Raw genomic sequence first — 19,580 nt, forward strand, 5'->3', positions numbered from 1 at the left:
CCTCACCCGAGTACTTCGTAGCGCGCCCCAGCGCGGCCCAGATGCGAACGGTAAAGGAGCGGCCGGATGGGGCGTTGCCAGCGACACGGTGGCAACTCAGGTAACGCGGGGCATGCGCGTACCCCGCGCAACAACGTCAAATGCGGGCGCCAAGGGCGCCCCTTTTCGTCTACGACGCCAAGCGGCTGGAACGCCGCGATGAGCGCCTGGTGATAATCGCGCCAAGCCGCTGGCAACCGATCGGTGGTGAGGACCACGACACGAGCGTTTGACCAAAACGCGATACGATCGAGGACGAGCGGCGTTCGTGGAGTCGCAGGTAGTGTTTGTACGGTCTGTTGCAACAGAGGGACTTGTGTTGAGGTTACGTCACCGAAAAAGAGGAGCGTCAGGTGCCAGTTGCGTGCGGGAACCAAGCGAAACGTATGTAGAATCGTTTGCGCACGAAGCGTCTCGCCCAAGAGACGTGCCGTATCGCGTCGCCACGCCTCCGGTGGGGGGAGTGCCAGGAAAAGGCGCATCTTTGCTGAAGCGTATGGGATCTCCTGTGACGTCACGACGAAGCCCCCCGTTACGGCGTTCGCCATAGCAGCACTACCGCCTGCGCCGCGATCCCTTCACCCCGCCCCATTGGCCCCAGTTTTTCGTGCGTTTTCCCTTTGATCTGGATCTGTTCGGTATCGCAGTCGAGCGCGGCAGCCAGTCGCGCCTTCATCGTTGCGACGTACGGCAGGATTTTCGGGCGTTCACAGATCACCACCGCGTCGAGATTCGCGAGCTGCCAACCCAACGCAGCGACACGGCGCCACGCCTGCGTCAGCAGCACAAGGCTGTCTGCGCCTTGCCAGCGCGGATCGTCGTCGGGAAAAAGCGCGCCGATATCGCCCAACGCCGCGGCGCCCAAAACCGCATCGGTGATCGCATGCGCGAGCACGTCGGCGTCCGAATGACCCTTGAGACCGAACGACGCGGGAATCACGACCCCGCCGATCACGCACTGCCGCCCCGGCACCAATGCGTGGACGTCGTATCCGATTCCCACTCGAAAAGGAGGAGCGTGTACCGGTCGCGCTTCGCGATTCGTTTTGGGATTATCCGACATCAGAAAGCGAATCCTCTTGTAACGACCAAATCGCTTGCGCCAGTTCTAAGTCGCCAGGAAGCGTCACCTTGAGGTTGCTCCAATGCCCTTTCACCAAGATGGGTTGCAACCCAAGGCGTTCGACCGCGCTGGCTTCATCCGTGGCATCGGGAAAACGGTCGAGCGCTTGGCGCAAAACGGCCAGACGAAAGAGCTGCGGGGTCTGCGCAAGCCAGATGCGCTCGCGGGGCACGGTCCGTTCGACGACGGGGAAACTGTTAGGCGACGTGTGTGGGGTCGCGACCTTGACCGTATCGGTTGCAGGAATCGCGATCAAGCCACCCACATTGCTGTTGCCGACCGATCCGTGGAGATGTTCGATCGTCTCTGTGGTGAGACACGGGCGCGCTGCATCGTGAACGAGCGCCCAATCGTCGTCGCCAAAGCCTTCGGCATGCGCCACGCGCAGGCCTGCACGAACCGAATGGGCGCGCGTTGTACCGCCCAGCCGCACGACGCGGAGCCGTTCGGCGACAGCGAACGCTGGGGGTAGTTGGGCCAAGTGGGGGGTAACGAGCGTATCCCAGTATCGATCATCGGGCGCCAAGACGACGTAACAACGTTCGATCCAGCCCACGCGCAAGATACGTGACAATGTGCGAACGAGGAGCGGTGCTCCGGCAAAAGGGAGGTATTGTTTGGGAAGCGCTGCGCTCATCCGCGCGCCAATGCCCGCGGCGGGGATCACAGCGAACGTTCGGGTATGCGTCGTCACGACGATTGGGCACAGGTCAAGCGGTGCGGGTGGTGGGTGCTGACGGACTCGAACCGCCGACATTCGCCTTGTAAGGGCGACGCTCTACCAACTGAGCTAAGCACCCGCCGAAAGCCCGCTATTATACCTTAGTGTTTCAAATTTTTGCGTGCACCTCGCTTGCCTTCGTTCCCGCTGGTCAAGACCGCGGAAGACTCTGCCACTTTGGCTGTCAGAGGCTCTTCGACTTTGAGCAGCGGCTCCGGTTTGCGTTCGAGCGCCGCCTCCAAGACCTGCTCGATCCAGCGCACCGGTTGGATTTCCAGCGCATTCTTCACGTTGTCCGGAATTTCCGCCAAGTCCTTGACGTTCTCTTCTGGGATCAGGACCTTGCGGATACCTCCGCGGACTGCCGCGAGCAGTTTCTCTTTGAGACCACCGATTGCCAAGACCTCACCGCGCAGCGTGATTTCACCGGTCATTGCGACATCGCACCGCACTGGAATTCCCGTGAGCGATGAGACGAGCGCCGTCGTGATCGCAATCCCGGCCGACGGGCCGTCTTTGGGGATCGCCCCTTCCGGCATGTGGACGTGCACGTCGGTTTTTTCGTAGAAATCCGGCGCAATGCCCCACGCTTCGGCCCGTTTGCGGACGACGGTGAGCGCCGCTTTGATCGACTCCTGCATCACCTCGCCCAGTTTGCCGGTGGTGATCACTTTGCCTTTGCCCGGAAGCGTCACCGCCTCTACCGTCAGGAGTTCGCCACCGACTTCGGTCCAGGCCAACCCGGTCACTTGGCCCACCTGATTCTCTTTTTCGGCGACGCCAAAGGTGTAGCGACGCACCCCCAAGTATTTCTCGAGGTCTTCCGGCGTCACGGTAACCGGTGCTTTGAGCGCTTTGGTGAGGATCCCTTTCACCACTTTCCGGCAAATCTTCGAGATTTCACGCTCGAGATTGCGCACGCCGGCTTCGCGGGTGTAATAGCGAACGATGTCGCGAATCGCTTCCATGGTGACGCTCAATTCGCGCTTTTTCAAGCCGTTTGCTTTCATCTGCTTCGGCAGTAGGTAGCGTTCGGCGATCGCGATCTTCTCGTCTTCGGTGTAGCCCGAAAGCCGGATCACCTCCATTCGGTCGAGGAGCGGTGCCGGAATGTTCAAGGTGTTCGCGGTGGCGACGAACATCACCTCCGAAAGGTCGAAGTCGAGCTCGACGTAATGGTCCTGGAACGCGTGGTTCTGTTCGGGGTCGAGGACTTCGAGGAGCGCCGAGCTGGGATCACCGCGAAAATCCATCCCGATCTTGTCGACTTCATCCAAAAGGAAGAGCGGGTTTTTCACGCCGACTTTGATCAGGTTTTGGATGATGCGCCCCGGCAGCGCACCGATGTAGGTGCGGCGGTGACCGCGGATCTCGGCCTCATCGCGCACACCACCCAGTGCCATCCGCACGAATTTTCGCCCCGTGGCCCGCGCGATCGACTGCCCAAGCGAGGTCTTCCCGACACCGGGAGGGCCAACCAGGCAGAGGATCGGCGACTTGACGACGTCGACCCGCTTTTGCACCGCCAGGTACTCGAGGATCCGTTCTTTGACCTTCTCCAGCCCGTAGTGGTCTTCGTCGAGGACTTTTTCCGCTTTCTTGAGGTCGAGCGCCACTTTGGTGCGCTTCGCCCACGGCAATTGCACCAGGGTATCGAGGTAGTTGCGCACCACGGTCGCTTCTGCCGACATCGGCTGCATCAGGCGCAGTTTCTTGAGCTCAGAAAGCGCCTTCTCTTCGGCCTCTTTTGGCATGCCTGCGGCTTTGATTTTCTTTTCGAGTTCGTCGAGTTCTGCCTGTTCGTCGGCTTCGCCCAGCTCTTTCTGGATCGCTTTGACCTGTTCGTTGAGGTAGAAGTCGCGCTGGTTCTTTTCCAACTGCCGCTTCACCCGTTGGCGAATCCGCCGCTCGGTCTCCAGGATGTCGAGTTCGCCTTCGACCAACGCGAGCAGTCGCTCAAGCCGCTGTGCCAAGTCGTCGATCTCGAGGATCTCTTGTTTCTTTTCCAGCTTGACGCCAAGGTGCGCTGCAATCGCGAAGGTGAGCGCTTCAGTCTCTTCGATCTGGCTCACCGAATTGATCAGCTCTTGCGGCAGTTTGTTGTTGAGTTTCGCATATTCGGTGAAAGCGGAGAGCAGCGCGCGGCGCAGCGCGGGGATCTCACTGTGGGTTTCGTTGGTGGTCACGAGCGGCTCGATCCGTGCCAACAATACTGCTTCGCTGTCTTCGAGATGAACGAGACGCACGCGCGATTTGCCTTCGATCAGCACCTTCACCGTACCGTCGGGCAATTTCATCATTTGCATGATCTGGCCCAGACAGCCCACACGGTAGAGGTCGTCGAGCGAGGGATTTTCATGTTCTGGCTCTTTCTGAGCGACGAGCACGATTTGCCCGCCTTCCTCCATCGCCAGCTCGAGCGCTTTGATCGATTTGGGTCGGCCGACGATGAGCGGGATCACCATCTCCGGATAGACGACTACGTCGCGTAGCGCCAACACCGGATAGTGCTCGATCTGTTCGATCATCGTTTGTTCGCTCATCGTGGATTCCTTCTCATCTGTGGGTTCGTTACCCGTTATCATGGGGGTCTGGTTCTCTGAATTCAAGTCGCCCGAAAAGGTTCCGTCGAGGCGTAAAAAGCCCGGGAGCGGCAAGACGCTCTCGGGCTGCGAAAACGCATATTACCCACGGTGGAAAGGGGTGCCGTTCAACTCGCTTGCCGGTTGGAGGGTGCCGCAGCCGCTTCGGCCTCTGATGCCGCGTCACGGGGAATCCGTTTTGGCGGAGCGCCTTCTCGCACCACCGCTTCGTCGATCACGATCTTCGCAATGCCCGTGCGCGACGGCAATTCGTACATTTCGTCCAACAGCAACGCTTCGAGAATGGAGCGCAGACCGCGCGCGCCGGTCTTGCGTTCGATCGCCCGTTGCGCGATCGCGCGAATCGCCCCTTCGGTGAATTCGAGCTCGACCCCTTCCATCGCGAAAAGCGCTTGGAACTGCTTCACCAGCGCATTTTTGGGTTCGACCAAAATGCGCATCAGCGCCGATTCGTCGAGTTCTTGCAGCGGGACGATCACTGGCAGGCGCCCGATCAGTTCTGGGATCAAACCAAAACGCACCAGGTCTTCGGGTTCGACCATGCGCAGGAGTTCATCGCGTTTGCGTTGCTGGCGACTTTTCACCGTAGCCCCGAAACCGATGCCGCCTGCTTCGGCACGTTGTTCGACGATCTTTTCCAACCCCTCGAACGCGCCGCCACAGATGAAGAGGATGTTCGAAGTGTCGACCTGGATCATCTCACCGTGGGGGTTTTTCCGCCCCCCTTGCGGCGGGACGTTCGCAATCGTTCCTTCGATGATCTTGAGGAGCGCTTGCTGCACCCCTTCACCCGAAACGTCGCGGGTGATCGAGGGATTCTCCGATTTGCGGGCGATTTTGTCGATCTCGTCGATGAAGATGATGCCGCGCTGCGCGCGTTCGACATCCATGTCACACGTTTGCAGCAGACGCAACAGGATATTTTCGACGTCTTCACCGACATAGCCAGCCTCGGTGAGTGTGGTCGCATCGGCAATCGCGAAGGGAACGTCGAGTTTGCGCGCGAGCGTCTGCGCGAGCAGCGTCTTGCCGGATCCGGTTGGGCCGATCAGCAGAATGTTGCTTTTTTGGATCTCGACCTCGCTGCCTTGACTTTGGCTACGAAGCCGTTTGTAGTGGTTGTAGACGGCCACCGACAAGACTTTTTTGGCGTAATCCTGGCCGATCACGTATTGATCGAGGTACGCAACCAGTTCGGCAGGAGTCGGCAGCTTTTGTTGCTCGAACGGCGCCGTTGCTGCGCCGCCGTCCAGTTCGCCTTGGCCCAAATCGTCGTCCAAAATCGCCTGATAGGCGTCTTGAACACAGTAGTTGCAAATGTAAAGGCCGCTTGGCCCCGCCAAAAGGTGATCGACTTCGTCTTGGGTGCGGCCGCAGAACGAACATTTGAGGTCGCGGTTTCGAGATCGCGCCATCGCTTACTCCTCGCCGCGGCGGGTGAGCACTTTGTCCGCAAGACCGTACTGCACCGCTTCTTCGGCCGACATGAAGTTGTCCCGCTCGGTGTCGCGTTCGATCTTTTTGATGCTCTGCCCAGTGTGGTGCGCAAGCAGTTCGTTCAACCGTGCCTTGAGTTTGAGGATTTCTCGGGCGTGGATTTCGATGTCGGTGGCCTGCCCCTGAACACCGCCCAACGGTTGGTGGATCATCACGCGGGCGTTGGGCAGCACGAAACGCTTCCCTTTGGCGCCCGCAGCAAGAAGGAATGCCCCCATACTCGCGGCTTGGCCGATGCAGAGCGTGGAGACGTCGGGTTTGATGAACTGCATCGTGTCATAGATCGCCATCCCAGCCGTCACCGAACCTCCGGGGGAGTTGATGTAGAAGTGGATATCCTTGTCGGGGTTTTCGGACTCCAGGAAAAGCAGCTGCGCAACAACCAGGTTCGCAACCGCATCGTTTACGGGCCCCACCAGGAACACCACCCGCTCTTTGAGAAGCCGCGAGTAGATGTCGTAGGCCCGTTCGCCCCGACCACTTTGTTCGATCACCATGGGCACCAGGCCCAGGTTATAGAGATCCAATCCCAGAGGTTCGCTCATACCGGTTCACTTTCCTTTCGTTGTTCAAGCGGCGACGTTGGGGTTCATGAACGATTCGAAATCGCGCGGTTCCTCTTTCACCGTCATCCGCTCGAGCGCCCACCCGACGACGTTGTTTTCGATCACCACCGCTTCGGCGTTACCCAGGCGCTGCGGATTTTCATAGTACCACTTCACGAGCGCCTGTGGGTCGTCGTAGTTTTGCGCCATCTCTTCGATGAGCGCGCGCACCTGCTCCGGTTTCGCAACGAGTTCGAACTGTTTGACGATCTCCGCAATCAGTAGGCCAAGACGCACACGTCGCTGCGCTTCTTCTTCGAACCACTTGGGATCGACGGGGAGGTTATCCACCTTCATCCCGCGCATTTGAAGGGCGCGCTTCGCGTTTTCGGCCAACGTTTGGGCTTCGCTTGCCACCAAACTTTGCGGGACGGGGAAATCGTGTTTCGCCAACAGGTGGTCGAACACTTGACGCTTGACCTCGCTGTCGATACGCGCTTTGACCTCCCGCTCGAGGCTCGCGCGAATCTCGTCGCGCATTTTTGCGACGTCACCGTCTTCGATTCCGAGCGATTTCGCGAACTCGGCGTCCACTTCGGGCAACTGCGGCGCTTCGACTTTCTTCACGGTCAGTTCGAATTGCGCCGTCTTGCCAGCCAAGTGTTCGGCGCCATAATTTTCTGGGAAGGTGACGTCGAACGTCTTTTTCTCACCCGCTTTGAGACCGACTGGTGCGGTATCGAATTCGGGCAGCAGGCGGCTTTCGCCGATGACGTAAACGTAGTCGGTTGCGCTGCCCCCTTCGAAGGGTTCCCCGTCGAGCGTACCGACGAAATCGACGGTGACGCGATCCCCTTTTTCGGCGGGCCGATCCACTTCGACAAACGTCGCGCGTTGTTTGCGCAGCACCTCGATCGTGCGCTCGACCGCGGCATCATCGACTGTGACCACCGGCTTGACGACTTCGACCTCTTTGAGATCGACAATCTCGATTTCGGGGTAGATTTCGAACGCGGCTTCGACGACGAATTCCCCTTCCGCAGCGGGTTCATCACCCACTGGATCGATTCGATAGCCACCCGCTACCCGGTATTCGCCTTGCTGGATCGCTTCGGTGAGCGCCTTTTCGATCGCTTTGGAGAGCGCCTCCGAACGGGCTTCGCTGCCATACATCCGCTCGACGAGTTTGAGCGGCACCTTCCCGGGGCGAAAACCCGGCATTTTCACACTGCGCGCATACTGTTTGATGAGCCGCTGCGTTTCGTTCGCGATCCGTTCAGCCGGAATGCGAAGCGTCACTTTCCGTTCCAACGGGTTCGCTGCCGCTTCCGCCGCAGGGGCCGCTTCCGTGTTCGGTTCCAAGTTCTGAACGTTTTGGTCTTCCATCCGTTTTTCCTTGCTTTGCGGTATGCTAAGCGAATAATTTTAGCATAAGGAAAATGGCGAAAGTGACGGTGAAACGAGAAGCACGGTGGTTGCTGACGGTGAACGCGATTCGGGCGCTCGAAGCGCGTTTTCTGCCGCACATTCCATTGATGCAACGGGCTGGCGCGGCGCTCGCGAACCACTTGCGCCGGTGGGCCGAACAGGGTCATCGCATCGTCTTGCTTTGCGGCCCGGGCAATAATGGCGGTGACGGACTCGTTGCCGCTACGCGCTTGCACGAGCTAGGGTTTTCCGTGACGGTCGTGGCCCTTGAACCATCCGAACGCATCTCCCCGGAAGCGAGAACTGCCTGGCAGGATTGGCGTGCTTGCGGCGGGGAGACGCGCAACACGCCGCCACAAGTCGGAGCCGACCACCCAGCGGTAATCGTCGATGCGCTCTTTGGTATTGGCCTTACCCGACCGATCGCAAGCCCATACCGGGAGTGGATTCATTGGGCACTGAGCCAAGCGGCGATTCGGGTTGCAGTCGACGTGCCGAGCGGGCTAGACGCCGACACGGGCATGCGGGTCGGTGATGCCGTTTTTGAAGCCCACGAGACCGTGACCTTTCTTGCCGACAAACCGGGGCTCCATACCCACGACGGGCCGGACGTCGCCGGAGTGGTTACCGTTTACCATTTGGGTCTGAATGACGAGATCGCCGCACAATGCAGCCAACAACAGTATGCCTTGTTTGCGAATGAGGAATCGTGGGACGAAACCGCTTCGTCCGCGCCAGCCAGTGCAGGAATCCTTCTTGACCGCGCGCTTTTTTCTCTGTGGCTGACTCCGCGGAAACGCAATGTCCATAAAGGCTGCTTTGGCCACGCCGTGATCATCGGTGGCGCATCCGGTATGCGCGGTGCGCTCCACCTGGCGGCACGCAGCGCCCTTTACCTGGGTTCGGGTAAAGTCTCCGCGATCACTCTGGCAAAAGAGGCTCCGCGTTTCGACCCGACCCTACCCGAGGTGATGTGGCCCACGGCACTTCCCCAAACGGTTTCCGCAATCGCGATCGGACCCGGACTGGGGCAGACGAGCGATGCGGTGCGCTGGCTTGAGGAGGCGCTAGCTGTATCCGTCCCATTGGTAATCGACGCCGACGGGTTGAACCTTCTTGCACAGCACGCGACCCTGCAACGCGCCGTGACCGAAAGACGCGCTCCCACGGTGCTCACGCCGCATCCCGGCGAAGCGGCACGGCTTTTGCAGACGCCGCCGCGTGAGGTTCAGAAAAACCGAATCGCCGCCGCGGTGGCGATCGCGCGCCGCTACCGATGTGTCGTGATCCTCAAAGGGTGTGGGAGCGTGATCGCGACCCCGCACGGTCACTGGGCGATCAACCCCACAGGGCACGGCGGGATGGCAAGCGGCGGGATGGGAGACACCCTCACCGGAATCCTCGTGACGCTGCTTGCGCAAGGCTGGCCGTGCGTCGCTGCGGCGGCGTTTGCTGCGTACTTACATGGCAGAGCGGCTGAGGATGCTGCGCAAATGGAGGTCGGCCCCGTTGGTCTTACTGCGAGCGAAACGGCGGCGGCCGCCAGACGGCTCTTCAACCGCTGGATTGCTGATGGTGCGCCCAGAGCGCAACCAGTTCGGCCACTTTCCTACACCCCATCTTTTCCATGACGCGCGCTCGATAGACCTCGACCGTTTTGATCGAAATTGCGAGTTCGTCTGCGATCTGTTTGTTGAGATAACCCGAAACGACGCGATCGAACACTTCCCGTTCGCGTGGCGTCAGTTTGGCAAGCCGCGCGGCGAACGCCTCTTTGGCGGCACGCTCCGAACATTCGGCAGCAAGACGCGCCAACGCCTCCTCGATACGGGCCAGCAGCACCATTTCATCGACCGGTTTTTCGAGAAAATCAATCGCACCGGCACGAAGCGCACCGGTAGCCATGGGTACGTCGCCATGACCGGTGAGGAAGATGACGGGGAACGGCACGTCGCGCGCCTTGAGCGCATCGAAAAGTTGCAGACCGCTCAATCCCGGCATACGGATGTCACTGACGATACAACCGGGTTCGATCACGGAAAGGGCGTCGAGAAACGATTCGGCGTCCGGGTAGGCGTTCACCGCGTAGCCAGCCCCTTCGATCAGCCAAACCAGCGAATCCCGTAGAGCATCGTCGTCATCGACGACATGCACCGTGCGATAGCAGCACTCATCCTTGCGCGTCATGGCTCGCTCCTCCTTGCGCACGCGGCAACCATACCTCGGCAACCGTACCACCGCCCGGTCTGGCCAACAGTGCCAAGCGTCCTTTATGGGCTTCCAAGATGGCGCGGCAAATGCGCAACCCCAACCCCAAACCGTCCGGTTTGGTCGTAAAAAACGGCGTATCCAGGCGGCTTCGAACCTCTTCGCTGATGCCAACCCCACGGTCGGCAATGCGATAACAGACCTCCTCATCCGTTTCTGAAACCATCAAGGTCAATTCCCGTTGTTTCGGCGGAACGGATTGCATCGCGTCGAACGCGTTGCGAATGAGATTGACCAGCACCTGCTCGAGCAAAATTTTGTCCGCGGAAATCATCACCCTATTCTGAGGCAATTGCGTCCGCACGGTAATCCCACGCCGTTGCGCGTCGACACGCAGCAGTTCGATCGCTTCACGCGCGATCGTCACCGCGTCGACCCACTGTTGTTGTGGTGCCGATTGCCGGGCAAAAGCCCGAATGCGGCGGACGATGGTACCTGCCCGTTCCGCCTGTTCCGCCGCTTTTTGCAACACCTCACCCACCACCTCCGAATCGAGGCGGCCTTGCCGCCACCGTAACAGCGCACCACGACAGTAGTTGGCGATCGCTGCGATCGGCTGGTTCAACTCGTGCGCCAGCATCGAGGCCATCTCACCGAGCGTGATGAGACGCGCCGTCTGGTGGAGTTGCTGCATTTGCTGCAGTTCCGCTTCGATCGCCTCCCGTTGCGCTGTGATGTCGGTAGCGACGACCATCCGCACCACACGACCATCGACCCATGCCGTCAATTGTTCGCGCACATGGTACCAACGTCCGCTCGTGGGGTGCTGCCAGTCTCCTTGCCAAACACCTTCTGGAACATGCTCCGCAGTATTCATCGGTTTCGGCGGATCGCTCTCCGGAGGCGGGATGGCGGGTGCCCCCAGATCTCGCGCGCGTGTCCCTAACGCATCGAAACCGAAGACCCGTTTGAACGCACGGTTGACAAAGAGGAGCTCATCGGTGTGCCAATCGGCAGCGAAAACCAGTGCGTCGACACCATCGAGCACCGTTTCGAACCGCTGTTGGGCCGCTTCCAGTGCCAAACGGGTTCGCTTCTGTTCGGTGATGTCGAGAATTGCCGCCATCCATCCGCTCTGTTTGCCACTCTCGTCGATCAGCGGGGAAACGTAAAAGCGGGCGATACGCCGCTCACCGTTTTTGTGTTTGATACGCATCTCGTACCCTTCGGGTGGCGTTTGCCCCGCCAACACCATCTGCAGGGTACGTTGGCACAAATCCCAATCCTCTTCAGGCCAGTAGGGAAACGGTGGCATTTTGCCTCCGAGCTCATCGCGGTCGAAGCCCACCATGCGACAAAAGGCTGGGTTGGCAAACGTGATGCGCCCTTCGAGGTCGGTCGCGCGCAGTCCAAGGCTCACCGACGATTCCATGGCTCGGCGAAACGCCATTTCGGAGCGCAACGCAGCTTCTACCTCTTTTTGTTGGGTGACATCGTGGGCAGCGGCAAACCAAACCCCATCGTCTGGCGCCGGGTTGATGTGCCAAGAGAGCCAGCGATGCGCGCCGTTGAGGGTCTTCATGCGAACCGTGAAGGAAGCCGGTTCGCCTTGCCGCAGAAAAGCCATTGCTTCGTCGACGTGCGGCCAATCGTCACGCACCGTGAGATCGAAGAGCGATTTCCCCAGCAGCAACCGCTCGGTATAACCCAACACCCGGGTAAATGCAGCGTTACATTGCTGGAACTCCCCTTTAGGGGTCAAGAGCGCCAACAAATCCAAAGAAAAGTGGAAGAGCCGATCGCGCTCCCGAAGCAGCCGTTGCAGCCGAAGGTGTTGCCGGCGCTGGAGCCAACTCAACCAAACCACGGCCGCCGTCAACAGCGCAATCGCGACCATCGCGAAGGTATCGGGCTGATTCATGCCCATTCCTTGTTACGTCTCATTGCATCATCGAATGGTTTTTGCTTTCTGGTGCCGCGAATCCTATCATGGGGGACATGGAAACTGCGGCAACGCGATTGCTGCACTGCAGTATTGCATATCGTGGAATTTTGTTTTAGCATACGGAATGACCACCAGTAAGACCTAGGAGGGACCACCATGGCTGAACGTCATCGTCAAATCATTCTGCAAAACGATCCCGATCCTGAAGAGACCCAAGAATGGTTGGAAGCGCTCGATGGCGTGATCGAGCACGAAGGGCCGGAGCGCGCGCACGATCTGATCGAATCGCTGATCAGTGAAGCGCGCGAACACGGTGCCGACATCCCCTATTCCGCCAATACGGCATACGTCAACACGATCCCTGCCGATAAACAACCCCCGTACCCGGGTGACCTGGATCTCGAAATCAAAATCCATTCCTACATCCGATGGAATGCGATGGCGATGGTTGTTCGCGCCAATCGCGACAGCAACGTGGGTGGCCACATCGCCTCGTTTGCTTCGGCAGCGGTGCTCTACGACGTTGGCTTCAACCACTTCTTCCACGCGCCAACCGAAGACCACGGCGGCGACCTCGTCTACTTCCAAGGGCACTCGGCCCCGGGAATCTATGCACGTGCTTTTCTGCTTGGGCGATTGACCGAAGAGCAGATGATCCACTTTCGTCGCGAAGTCGACGGAAAAGGACTCTCTTCCTATCCCCACCCATGGCTGATGCCTCAGTTCTGGCAGTTTCCCACGGTATCGATGGGGCTGGGCCCGATCCAAGCGATCTACCAAGCCCGTTTCATCAAATATCTGATCACCCGCGGCCTGGTCGATCCGGCGAAACACGAAAAACGCAAAGTGTGGTGCTTCATCGGGGATGGGGAAACCGACGAAGTCGAAACCCTCGGTGCGATCGGGATGGCAGCCCGAGAAAAGCTCGACAACTTGATTTTCGTGATCAATTGCAATTTGCAACGGCTCGATGGCCCCGTGCGCGGCAACGGGAAGATCATCCAAGAGCTCGAAGCGGAATTCCGGGGTGCGGGCTGGAACGTGATCAAAGTGATCTGGGGTACCCATTGGGACGCGCTCTTTGCGCGCGACAAAACCGGTGCCCTCAAACGGCGGATGATGGAGCTCTGTGACGGCGACTACCAGACCTTCAAAGCGAAAGACGGCGCATACGTCCGGGAGCACTTCTTCAATACCCCCGAACTGAAAGCGTTGGTCGCCGACTGGACCGACGAAGAGATCTGGCAGCTCAACCGCGGCGGTCATGACATTTTCAAGGTCTATGCCGCATACAAAGCCGCTGTCGCGCACAAAGGGCAACCCACCGTGATCCTTGCGAAGACGATCAAAGGATACGGAATGGGACAAGCGGGCGAAGCGATGAACATCGCCCACCAAGCGAAGAAGATGGATCACGACGCGATCCGCCGCTTCCGCGACCGTTTCCAACTGCCTGTGCCCGACGACAAACTCGACGAACTGCCGTTCCTGACTTTCGCACCCGACTCGCCCGAATACCGCTATATGCAGGAGCGGCGGCAAGCGCTTGGGGGTTATCTCCCGCAGCGTCGAACGAAATCCGAAATCACCTTGCCGGTTCCCCCGCTCGATGCATTCAAAAGTTTCTTTGCCGGAACGGGACCGGGGCGGGAAATCTCCACGACGATGGCGCTTGTACGCATCATGATCCAACTGATGCGCGACAAACAGCTCGGCAAACACATTGTCCCCATCGTACCCGACGAATCGCGGACGTTCGGGATGGAAGGGATGTTCCGTCAGTTCGGGATCTGGAGCCAAGAGGGGCAAAAATACGTTCCCGAAGACCACGACCAGTTGATGTTCTACAAAGAGTCACGCGACGGCCAAATCCTTCAAGAAGGGATCAACGAAGCGGGAGCCGTCTGCGACTTCATCGCCGCTGGAACGAGCTACAGCGTCCATGGCGTGCCGATGATCCCGTTCTACATCTTCTATTCGATGTTCGGCTTCCAGCGCACCATGGACCTCATTTGGGCCGCAGCGGATCAGCGCACCCGCGGGTTCCTGATCGGCGGCACCTCGGGTCGAACCACGTTGAACGGTGAAGGGCTGCAGCACGAAGACGGCCACAGCCATCTGCTCTCTGCCGCTGTCCCCAATTGTGTAAGCTACGACCCCACCTTCCAATACGAAGTCGCCGTGATCGTTCAAGAAGGGTTGCGGCGCATGGTCGCAGAACAAGAGGATGTTTTCTATTACATCACGGTGCTCAACGAAAACTACGAACATCCGCCGATGCCGGAAAGCGAGACGGTCCGTGAGGATATCCTCAAAGGGATGTATCTCTTCCAGGCCGCACCGGAAAACCTCGACGGTCCGCGTGTCCAGCTCATGGGGTCGGGGGCGATCCTACGCGAAGCGATCGCTGCCGCAGAGTTGCTCGCGCGTGACTGGAACGTAGCCGCAGACGTCTGGAGCTGCCCAAGTTTCACCGAATTGGCGCGCGATGGCCACGACTGTGTCCGCTGGAACCTCCTCCACGCGTTGGAAGCGCCCCGCAAGTCCCACGTCGAGCAGAAGCTCGAGAACCATCCGGGGCCGGTCGTAGCGGCAACCGACTACGTCCGTCTCTTTGCCGAACAGATTCGGCCTTTCGTCAAACGAACGTATCTCACACTGGGCACCGACGGGTTCGGGCGTTCCGATACCCGCGAGAAGTTGCGCCACTTCTTCGAAGTGGATCGGCACTGGATCACGATCGCCGCATTGAAAGCGCTTGCCGACGATGGGGAGATCGATCGCAAGCTGGTAGCCGCAGCACTCGTCAAATACGGCATCGATCCTGAAAAACCCAACCCCCGCCTGGTGTAAGGAGGAGCGGCGATGAGCAAATTGGTAACCGTTACCGTCCCCGATATTGGTGACTTTCACGACGTTCCCGTCATCGAGGTTTGGGTCACGCCCGGACAACGCGTCGCTGTGGATGACCCCCTCTGTACGCTGGAATCCGAAAAAGCGACGATGGACGTCCCGTCCACCGTTGCCGGTATCGTCAAAGAGGTGAAGGTGCAGGTCGGCGACAAAGTCAATGAAGGCACGCCGGTGGTCGTGATCGAAACCGAGGCTTCCGGGGACGCCGAATCTTCGGCACCGGTCACAACGACAGCATCTCAAGCCAGCGATGCGGCACCAAGCAGCGCAACCGAACCCAGCGCAGTCTCTGCACCCGCCGCATCTGCCCCAGCGTCGGCCGAATCGCCTGCAGCCGCAGGCGCAACCGTACCCCCCTCGACCCAACCGCAAGAAGTGGCGCTCTTGATTCCCGATATCGGAGACTTCCACGACGTACCGGTGATCGAAGTGATGATTGCCCCGGGGCAAAGGGTCGCGGTCGATGATCCGATCTGTACGTTGGAATCCGAAAAGGCCACGATGGATGTCCCAGCTACGGTCGCGGGGGTCGTGAAAGCAGTGCGCGTCAAAGTGGGCGACAAGGTCAACGAAGGGGACGTGGTTGCGATCGTCGTCCCGGACGAAAGCCACGTTGCGCCCCCAGAGGCTTCCCCAAGTACCTCCGCACAACCCAAAACAGAATCTTCGCCAACGCCAGCCACGTCAGCTACGCCAGCGCCCACGCCCGCGCAAACGGTGTCGGCTTCGTCTTCAGTGGGCACAGCCGCCGCACCCGCGTCGCGAGCGCCGGCCGCGCCGTCACTGGCCGAGCCGCTACCCGGCGTTGCGTTGGGTGCGAAGGTCCATGCGAGTCCCGCGGTTCGCGCTTATGCCCGAGAGCTGGGGGTAGACCTGCGCTTCGTCACCCCAACCGGTCCGAACGGCCGGATCCGCAAAGAGGATGTCCGCAATTTCGTCAAAGCGGCGATGACGAGCGGCGTGGTCCCAGGCAAAACCCCCGCGGTAACCAGTGGCGGTTTTGCGCTCGACTTGCCGCCGTGGCCGAAGGTCGACTTCGCCAAATTCGGTCCGATCGAAATCAAAGAACTGCCGCGAATCCGCAAGATCTCCGCAGCGAATTTGGCGCGCAACTGGGTTGCGATTCCCGCGGTCACCTACCATGACGAAGCGGATATCACCGAACTCGAGGCGTTCCGCAAACAACTGAACCGCGAATACGAACGCGAAGGCGTGAAGTTCACGCTCCTTGCGTTCCTCATCAAGGCCTGCGTTGCGGCGTTGAAGCGGTTCCCGGAGATGAACGCGAGCCTCGATGGGCACAACATCGTGCTCAAGCACTATTGGAATATCGGCTTTGCGGCGGATACTCCGCACGGGCTTGTCGTGCCGGTGCTCAAGAACGCCGACCAAAAGAGCTTGGTCGAGATCGCACGCGAAACCGCGGAGTTGGCTGCGAAAGCGCGCGCCGGCAAGCTCGCGCCCGCTGAGATGCAAGGGGCAACCTTTACCGTCTCGAGCCTGGGCGGCATCGGTGGAACGGGGTTCTCCCCGATCGTCAATGCCCCAGAAGTGGCGATCCTGGGCGTCAATAAAGCGGTGATGAAACCAGTCTGGAACGGCGAAACGTTCGTTCCTCGCCTGATCGTGCCGCTTTCGCTTACCGCGGATCACCGGGTGATCGACGGCGCGTACGCCACCCGCTTCACGACATTGCTCACGCAACTCCTTGCCGATTTCCGGCGGGTGCTCCTCTAACCGAGACGGGAGAAGACGATGAGCATGAAAACCCAATTGCTGGTGCTTGGTGGCGGTCCAGGCGGATACTCTGCCGCATTTCGCGCAGCGGATCTTGGTCTTGAGGTAACGATCGTCGAACGTTACCCCGTCCTTGGGGGCGTTTGCCTCAATGTGGGCTGTATCCCATCGAAAGCACTGCTGCACGTCGCTGCGGTGATCGACGAAGCGCGACATCTCGACCGAGCCGGCATCACCTTCGGCGCGCCGCAAATCGATCTCGACCGCCTGCGTAACTACAAAGCCCAAGTGGTGCGAAAACTCAACCAAGGCCTGGCGGGAATGGCCAAAGCGCGCAAGGTCAATCACATCCAGGGCATCGGGAAACTCACGGGGCCCAGCACGTTGGCGATCGAACGGACCGACGAGGGTCCGAACGGCCGACCGACGGGTGAAACGCTCACGCTCACCTTCGAGCAAGCGATTCTCGCTGCCGGGTCGGAGCCGATTCGTCTCCCCTTCCAACCCCAAGACCCCCGTGTGGTGGATTCCACCGGTGCGCTTGCGCTTCCCTTCTTACCCAAGCGGATGCTGGTCGTCGGCGGTGGCATCATCGGTCTGGAAATGGGTACCGTGTATGCGACGCTCGGGGCGCAGGTCGATGTCGTCGAAGCCAGCAGCGATCTCATACCGGGGGCCGATCGTGACCTAGTGCGGGTGTGGGAAAAGGTCAACGGCAAGCGCTTCGCCGGGCTCTACCGCAACACCCGCACAACGGCACTCGAAGCCAAAGACGACGGCATCTGGGCAAGTTTCGAAGGAGCCAACGCACCCGAAGGAGCCCAACGCTACGATCTGGTGTTGGTTGCGGTCGGTCGGCGCCCGAATGGGCGAGCGATCGGTGCGGAAGCGGCCGGTATCACCATCGACGAACGGGGATTCATCCCGGTAGATGCCCAGCGCCGTACCAACGTGCCGCACATCTTCGCGATCGGGGATTTGGCAGAAGCGCCGATGCTCGCGCACAAAGCCGTGCATGAAGGGCACGTTGCGGCCGAGGCTGCGGCCGGACACAAGCGGGCGTTCGACGTATTGCAGATCCCGTCGGTCGCCTACACCGACCCAGAGATCGCCTGGGCCGGTTTGACCGAAACCGAGGCGAAAGCGCAGGGGTGCGCGGTCGAAGTGGCCACTTTCCCGTGGGCCGCATCGGGGCGGGCGATCGCCAACGGCCGCGACGAAGGGTTCACCAAGCTCATTTTCGATGCCGAAACGAAGCGGATCGTCGGCGGTGCCGTCGTTGGGGTGAATGCTGGGGAATTGATCGGCGAAATCTGTTTGGCGATCGAAATGGGCGCAGAGGTCGCCGATATCGCGCACACGATCCATCCCCACCCCACCCTCTGTGAGTCGGTGGGGATGGCGGCAGAGGTAGCCGAAGGGAGTTGTACCGACCTACCGCCCAAACGCAAACGCTAACGAGCCGCTATTGCCACCGTTGCCAGACGGGAACGAGGTCGTCTGGCAACGTGTGGCCCAGAGCGCCCAAATCCCACGGTGATTCCTCTGGCGCGTGGAAGTCGCTCCCTTGGGACGCAGCGAGACCATAGCGGCGGCAGATATGCACCCAATGGTTGGTGGCGTTTGGATCGTGCGCCGAGGTAATCACCTCGATCGCGTCACCCCCCAGATCGACGAATTCGGCAAGAAGTGCGTTCCATTCGCGTTCGCTCAAGCGGTACCGTCCGGGATGCGCCACCACCGCCACCCCTCCTGCGGCATGAATCCACGAAACCGCTTCTTGGAGTGTTGCCCATTGGTGGTCCACGTACCCCGGTTTTCCTTTCGCCAAGTAATGGGCGAAAACCGCGTTCATCGAAGAAAAATGGCCCGCATGCACGAGGTAGCGCGCAAAATGGGCGCGGCTGATCAAATCGGGGTTGCGCACGAAACGCAAAGCCCCTTCCCAGACATCGGCAAAGCCACACGCTTCGAGTGCAGCCGCCATCTTGCGCGCGCGCGCCGTGCGGCCCCGCCGAACTTGCTTGAGCCCCGCAGTCAATGCTGGCGCCGTTTCGTCGATTCCCAATCCAACGACATGGATGGTCTCCCCGGCGAACGAAACGGAAATCTCCACGCCCGCGACAAATGGAACCCCAAACTGCCCAGCGGCTTCCCGAGCTTCCGCCAAACCGGCCACCGTATCGTGATCGGTAAGCGCAAAAAGGGCCACCCGGTTCTGGGCAGCCCTTTTGACGAGCTCGGACGGAGTCAAAACCCCGTCCGACGCGGTCGAGTGGCTGTGCAGGTCGACGCGCTGCGCCTTCCACATCGGCCACCCGTCCCGATTTATGCGGCGCGATCAGCCGCCACCAACTCGATTTCGAACGTCAGGTCGTGGCCCGCAAGCGGATGGTTCGCGTCGATCGTCACGTGCGTTTCGGTCACCTCGGCAACCACGACCGGAATTTGCTGGCCGTCTGCGCGCTGCATCACCAGTTGCAGCCCAACCTCCGGCTCGATTTCGGGTGGCAGTTGTTCACGCGGCACTTGCAGCATCGCGCGCTCCGAACGCTGCCCGTAGGCTTCGTCGGCAGGAATCGTAATGGTCTTGCGCTCCCCTACCTGCATCCCTTCGACCGCCTTCTCGAAGCCGGGGATCACCTGTCCAGCCCCCAGTGTGAACTGGAGGGGATCGCGACCTTCGGAGCTATCGAAGACGCTGCCGTCGGCCAGTGTCCCTTTGTAATGCACCTGGACGGTATCGCCCGCTTGGGCGGCTTGTTGCGTGGTCATACTCACTTTCCTTTCAAACAGTCAGATCAACGTGGCGAGCCGCACG

Annotated in this window: 14 protein-coding genes, 1 tRNA gene and 1 pseudogene; 4 read left to right on the plus strand and 12 right to left on the minus strand. The window is 60.0% G+C overall.

What is annotated here, in order from left to right:
- Window positions 1-2 precede the first annotated feature (2 nt).
- From thpR to tig, 8 genes are all read right to left on the minus strand, one after another.
- Window positions 3-587 carry an RNA 2',3'-cyclic phosphodiesterase gene (gene thpR / locus ACYQ4Z_RS04495; protein WP_219970948.1) on the minus strand — a complete coding sequence of 195 codons (585 nt, stop codon included), beginning with the start codon at window positions 585-587 and terminating at the stop codon, window positions 3-5.
- Window positions 572-1,102, minus strand: coding sequence for a 2-C-methyl-D-erythritol 2,4-cyclodiphosphate synthase (ispF, locus tag ACYQ4Z_RS04500; RefSeq protein WP_219970965.1), 531 nt, complete (start codon window positions 1,100-1,102; stop codon window positions 572-574). Before ispF ends, thpR begins: the two co-directional genes overlap by 16 nt.
- Window positions 1,092-1,919 (minus strand): 2-C-methyl-D-erythritol 4-phosphate cytidylyltransferase, encoded by an 828-nt coding sequence (gene ispD, locus ACYQ4Z_RS04505; RefSeq protein WP_459860186.1) that lies wholly within the window; start codon window positions 1,917-1,919, stop codon window positions 1,092-1,094. The genes ispF and ispD overlap by 11 nt, the downstream gene beginning before the upstream one ends.
- Window positions 1,887-1,962: transfer RNA gene (locus ACYQ4Z_RS04510), tRNA-Val, on the minus strand. Before ACYQ4Z_RS04510 ends, ispD begins: the two co-directional genes overlap by 33 nt.
- 22 nt (window positions 1,963-1,984) lie before the next feature.
- Window positions 1,985-4,426, minus strand: coding sequence for an endopeptidase La (lon, locus tag ACYQ4Z_RS04515; protein ID WP_459860188.1), 2,442 nt, complete (start codon window positions 4,424-4,426; stop codon window positions 1,985-1,987).
- A 167-nt stretch (window positions 4,427-4,593) separates the two neighbouring features.
- Window positions 4,594-5,901 carry an ATP-dependent protease ATP-binding subunit ClpX gene (clpX, locus tag ACYQ4Z_RS04520; protein ID WP_285615634.1) on the minus strand — a complete coding sequence of 436 codons (1,308 nt, stop codon included), beginning with the start codon at window positions 5,899-5,901 and terminating at the stop codon, window positions 4,594-4,596.
- 3 nt (window positions 5,902-5,904) lie between these two features.
- Window positions 5,905-6,528: an ATP-dependent Clp endopeptidase proteolytic subunit ClpP gene (clpP, locus tag ACYQ4Z_RS04525; protein ID WP_119335126.1), complete on the minus strand. Its 624-nt coding sequence runs from the start codon at window positions 6,526-6,528 to the stop codon at window positions 5,905-5,907.
- A gap of 24 nt (window positions 6,529-6,552) precedes the next feature.
- On the minus strand, window positions 6,553-7,914 hold the full coding sequence (gene tig / locus ACYQ4Z_RS04530) for a trigger factor (RefSeq protein ID WP_459860191.1): 1,362 nt from the start codon (window positions 7,912-7,914) through the stop codon (window positions 6,553-6,555).
- A 53-nt stretch (window positions 7,915-7,967) separates the two neighbouring features.
- Here tig and ACYQ4Z_RS04535 point away from each other — a divergent pair, with 53 nt between their 5' ends.
- Window positions 7,968-9,587, plus strand: a complete 1,620-nt coding sequence (locus ACYQ4Z_RS04535; RefSeq protein WP_459860193.1) for an NAD(P)H-hydrate dehydratase — start codon at window positions 7,968-7,970, stop codon at window positions 9,585-9,587.
- Here the strand turns inward: ACYQ4Z_RS04535 and ACYQ4Z_RS04540 are convergent.
- Both ACYQ4Z_RS04540 and ACYQ4Z_RS04545 read right to left on the minus strand, forming a co-directional pair.
- Window positions 9,511-10,143: a response regulator transcription factor gene (locus tag ACYQ4Z_RS04540; protein WP_219970986.1), complete on the minus strand. Its 633-nt coding sequence runs from the start codon at window positions 10,141-10,143 to the stop codon at window positions 9,511-9,513. The two genes, ACYQ4Z_RS04535 and ACYQ4Z_RS04540, sit on opposite strands and share 77 nt — an antisense overlap.
- Window positions 10,127-12,085: a PAS domain-containing sensor histidine kinase gene (locus tag ACYQ4Z_RS04545; protein ID WP_459860195.1), complete on the minus strand. Its 1,959-nt coding sequence runs from the start codon at window positions 12,083-12,085 to the stop codon at window positions 10,127-10,129. The genes ACYQ4Z_RS04540 and ACYQ4Z_RS04545 overlap by 17 nt, the downstream gene beginning before the upstream one ends.
- A 180-nt stretch (window positions 12,086-12,265) precedes the next feature.
- Between ACYQ4Z_RS04545 and aceE the strand changes: the two genes are divergently transcribed.
- The 3 genes and pseudogenes from aceE to lpdA form a co-directional block, all read left to right on the plus strand.
- On the plus strand, window positions 12,266-14,962 hold the full coding sequence (aceE, locus tag ACYQ4Z_RS04550) for a pyruvate dehydrogenase (acetyl-transferring), homodimeric type (protein WP_459860197.1): 2,697 nt from the start codon (window positions 12,266-12,268) through the stop codon (window positions 14,960-14,962).
- A gap of 12 nt (window positions 14,963-14,974) precedes the next feature.
- Window positions 14,975-16,759, plus strand: a complete 1,785-nt coding sequence (gene aceF / locus ACYQ4Z_RS04555; protein ID WP_459860199.1) for a dihydrolipoyllysine-residue acetyltransferase — start codon at window positions 14,975-14,977, stop codon at window positions 16,757-16,759.
- Between the two features lie 24 nt (window positions 16,760-16,783).
- Window positions 16,784-18,217 (plus strand): annotated as a pseudogene (gene lpdA / locus ACYQ4Z_RS04560) (dihydrolipoyl dehydrogenase); the annotation flags it as partial.
- A gap of 7 nt (window positions 18,218-18,224) precedes the next feature.
- Here lpdA and ACYQ4Z_RS04565 read toward each other — a convergent pair.
- Together ACYQ4Z_RS04565 and ACYQ4Z_RS04570 are read right to left on the minus strand one after the other, a co-directional pair.
- Window positions 18,225-19,070 carry a 3',5'-nucleoside bisphosphate phosphatase gene (locus ACYQ4Z_RS04565; protein ID WP_459860201.1) on the minus strand — a complete coding sequence of 282 codons (846 nt, stop codon included), beginning with the start codon at window positions 19,068-19,070 and terminating at the stop codon, window positions 18,225-18,227.
- Window positions 19,071-19,087: 17 nt separating this feature from the next.
- Window positions 19,088-19,534, minus strand: a complete 447-nt coding sequence (locus ACYQ4Z_RS04570) for an FKBP-type peptidyl-prolyl cis-trans isomerase (protein WP_119335135.1) — start codon at window positions 19,532-19,534, stop codon at window positions 19,088-19,090.
- Window positions 19,535-19,580 lie beyond the last annotated feature (46 nt).

The sequence above is a fragment of the Hydrogenophilus hirschii genome (genome assembly GCF_054656675.1).

Coding starts and splice junctions, on each gene's coding strand:
- ispD (WP_459860186.1), bottom strand. CDS start 1,919: ATGTCGGCGGTTCGAGTCCGTCAGCACCCACCACCCGCACCGCTTGAC.
- ispF (WP_219970965.1), bottom strand. CDS start 1,102: ATGTCGGATAATCCCAAAACGAATCGCGAAGCGCGACCGGTACACGCT.
- clpX (WP_285615634.1), bottom strand. CDS start 5,901: ATGGCGCGATCTCGAAACCGCGACCTCAAATGTTCGTTCTGCGGCCGC.
- lon (WP_459860188.1), bottom strand. CDS start 4,426: ATGAGCGAACAAACGATGATCGAACAGATCGAGCACTATCCGGTGTTG.
- tig (WP_459860191.1), bottom strand. CDS start 7,914: ATGGAAGACCAAAACGTTCAGAACTTGGAACCGAACACGGAAGCGGCC.
- ACYQ4Z_RS04540 (WP_219970986.1), bottom strand. CDS start 10,143: ATGACGCGCAAGGATGAGTGCTGCTATCGCACGGTGCATGTCGTCGAT.
- clpP (WP_119335126.1), bottom strand. CDS start 6,528: ATGAGCGAACCTCTGGGATTGGATCTCTATAACCTGGGCCTGGTGCCC.
- ACYQ4Z_RS04535 (WP_459860193.1), top strand. CDS start 7,968: ATGGCGAAAGTGACGGTGAAACGAGAAGCACGGTGGTTGCTGACGGTG.
- aceE (WP_459860197.1), top strand. CDS start 12,266: ATGGCTGAACGTCATCGTCAAATCATTCTGCAAAACGATCCCGATCCT.
- ACYQ4Z_RS04570 (WP_119335135.1), bottom strand. CDS start 19,534: ATGACCACGCAACAAGCCGCCCAAGCGGGCGATACCGTCCAGGTGCAT.
- ACYQ4Z_RS04545 (WP_459860195.1), bottom strand. CDS start 12,085: ATGAATCAGCCCGATACCTTCGCGATGGTCGCGATTGCGCTGTTGACG.
- aceF (WP_459860199.1), top strand. CDS start 14,975: ATGAGCAAATTGGTAACCGTTACCGTCCCCGATATTGGTGACTTTCAC.
- thpR (WP_219970948.1), bottom strand. CDS start 587: ATGGCGAACGCCGTAACGGGGGGCTTCGTCGTGACGTCACAGGAGATC.
- ACYQ4Z_RS04565 (WP_459860201.1), bottom strand. CDS start 19,070: ATGTGGAAGGCGCAGCGCGTCGACCTGCACAGCCACTCGACCGCGTCG.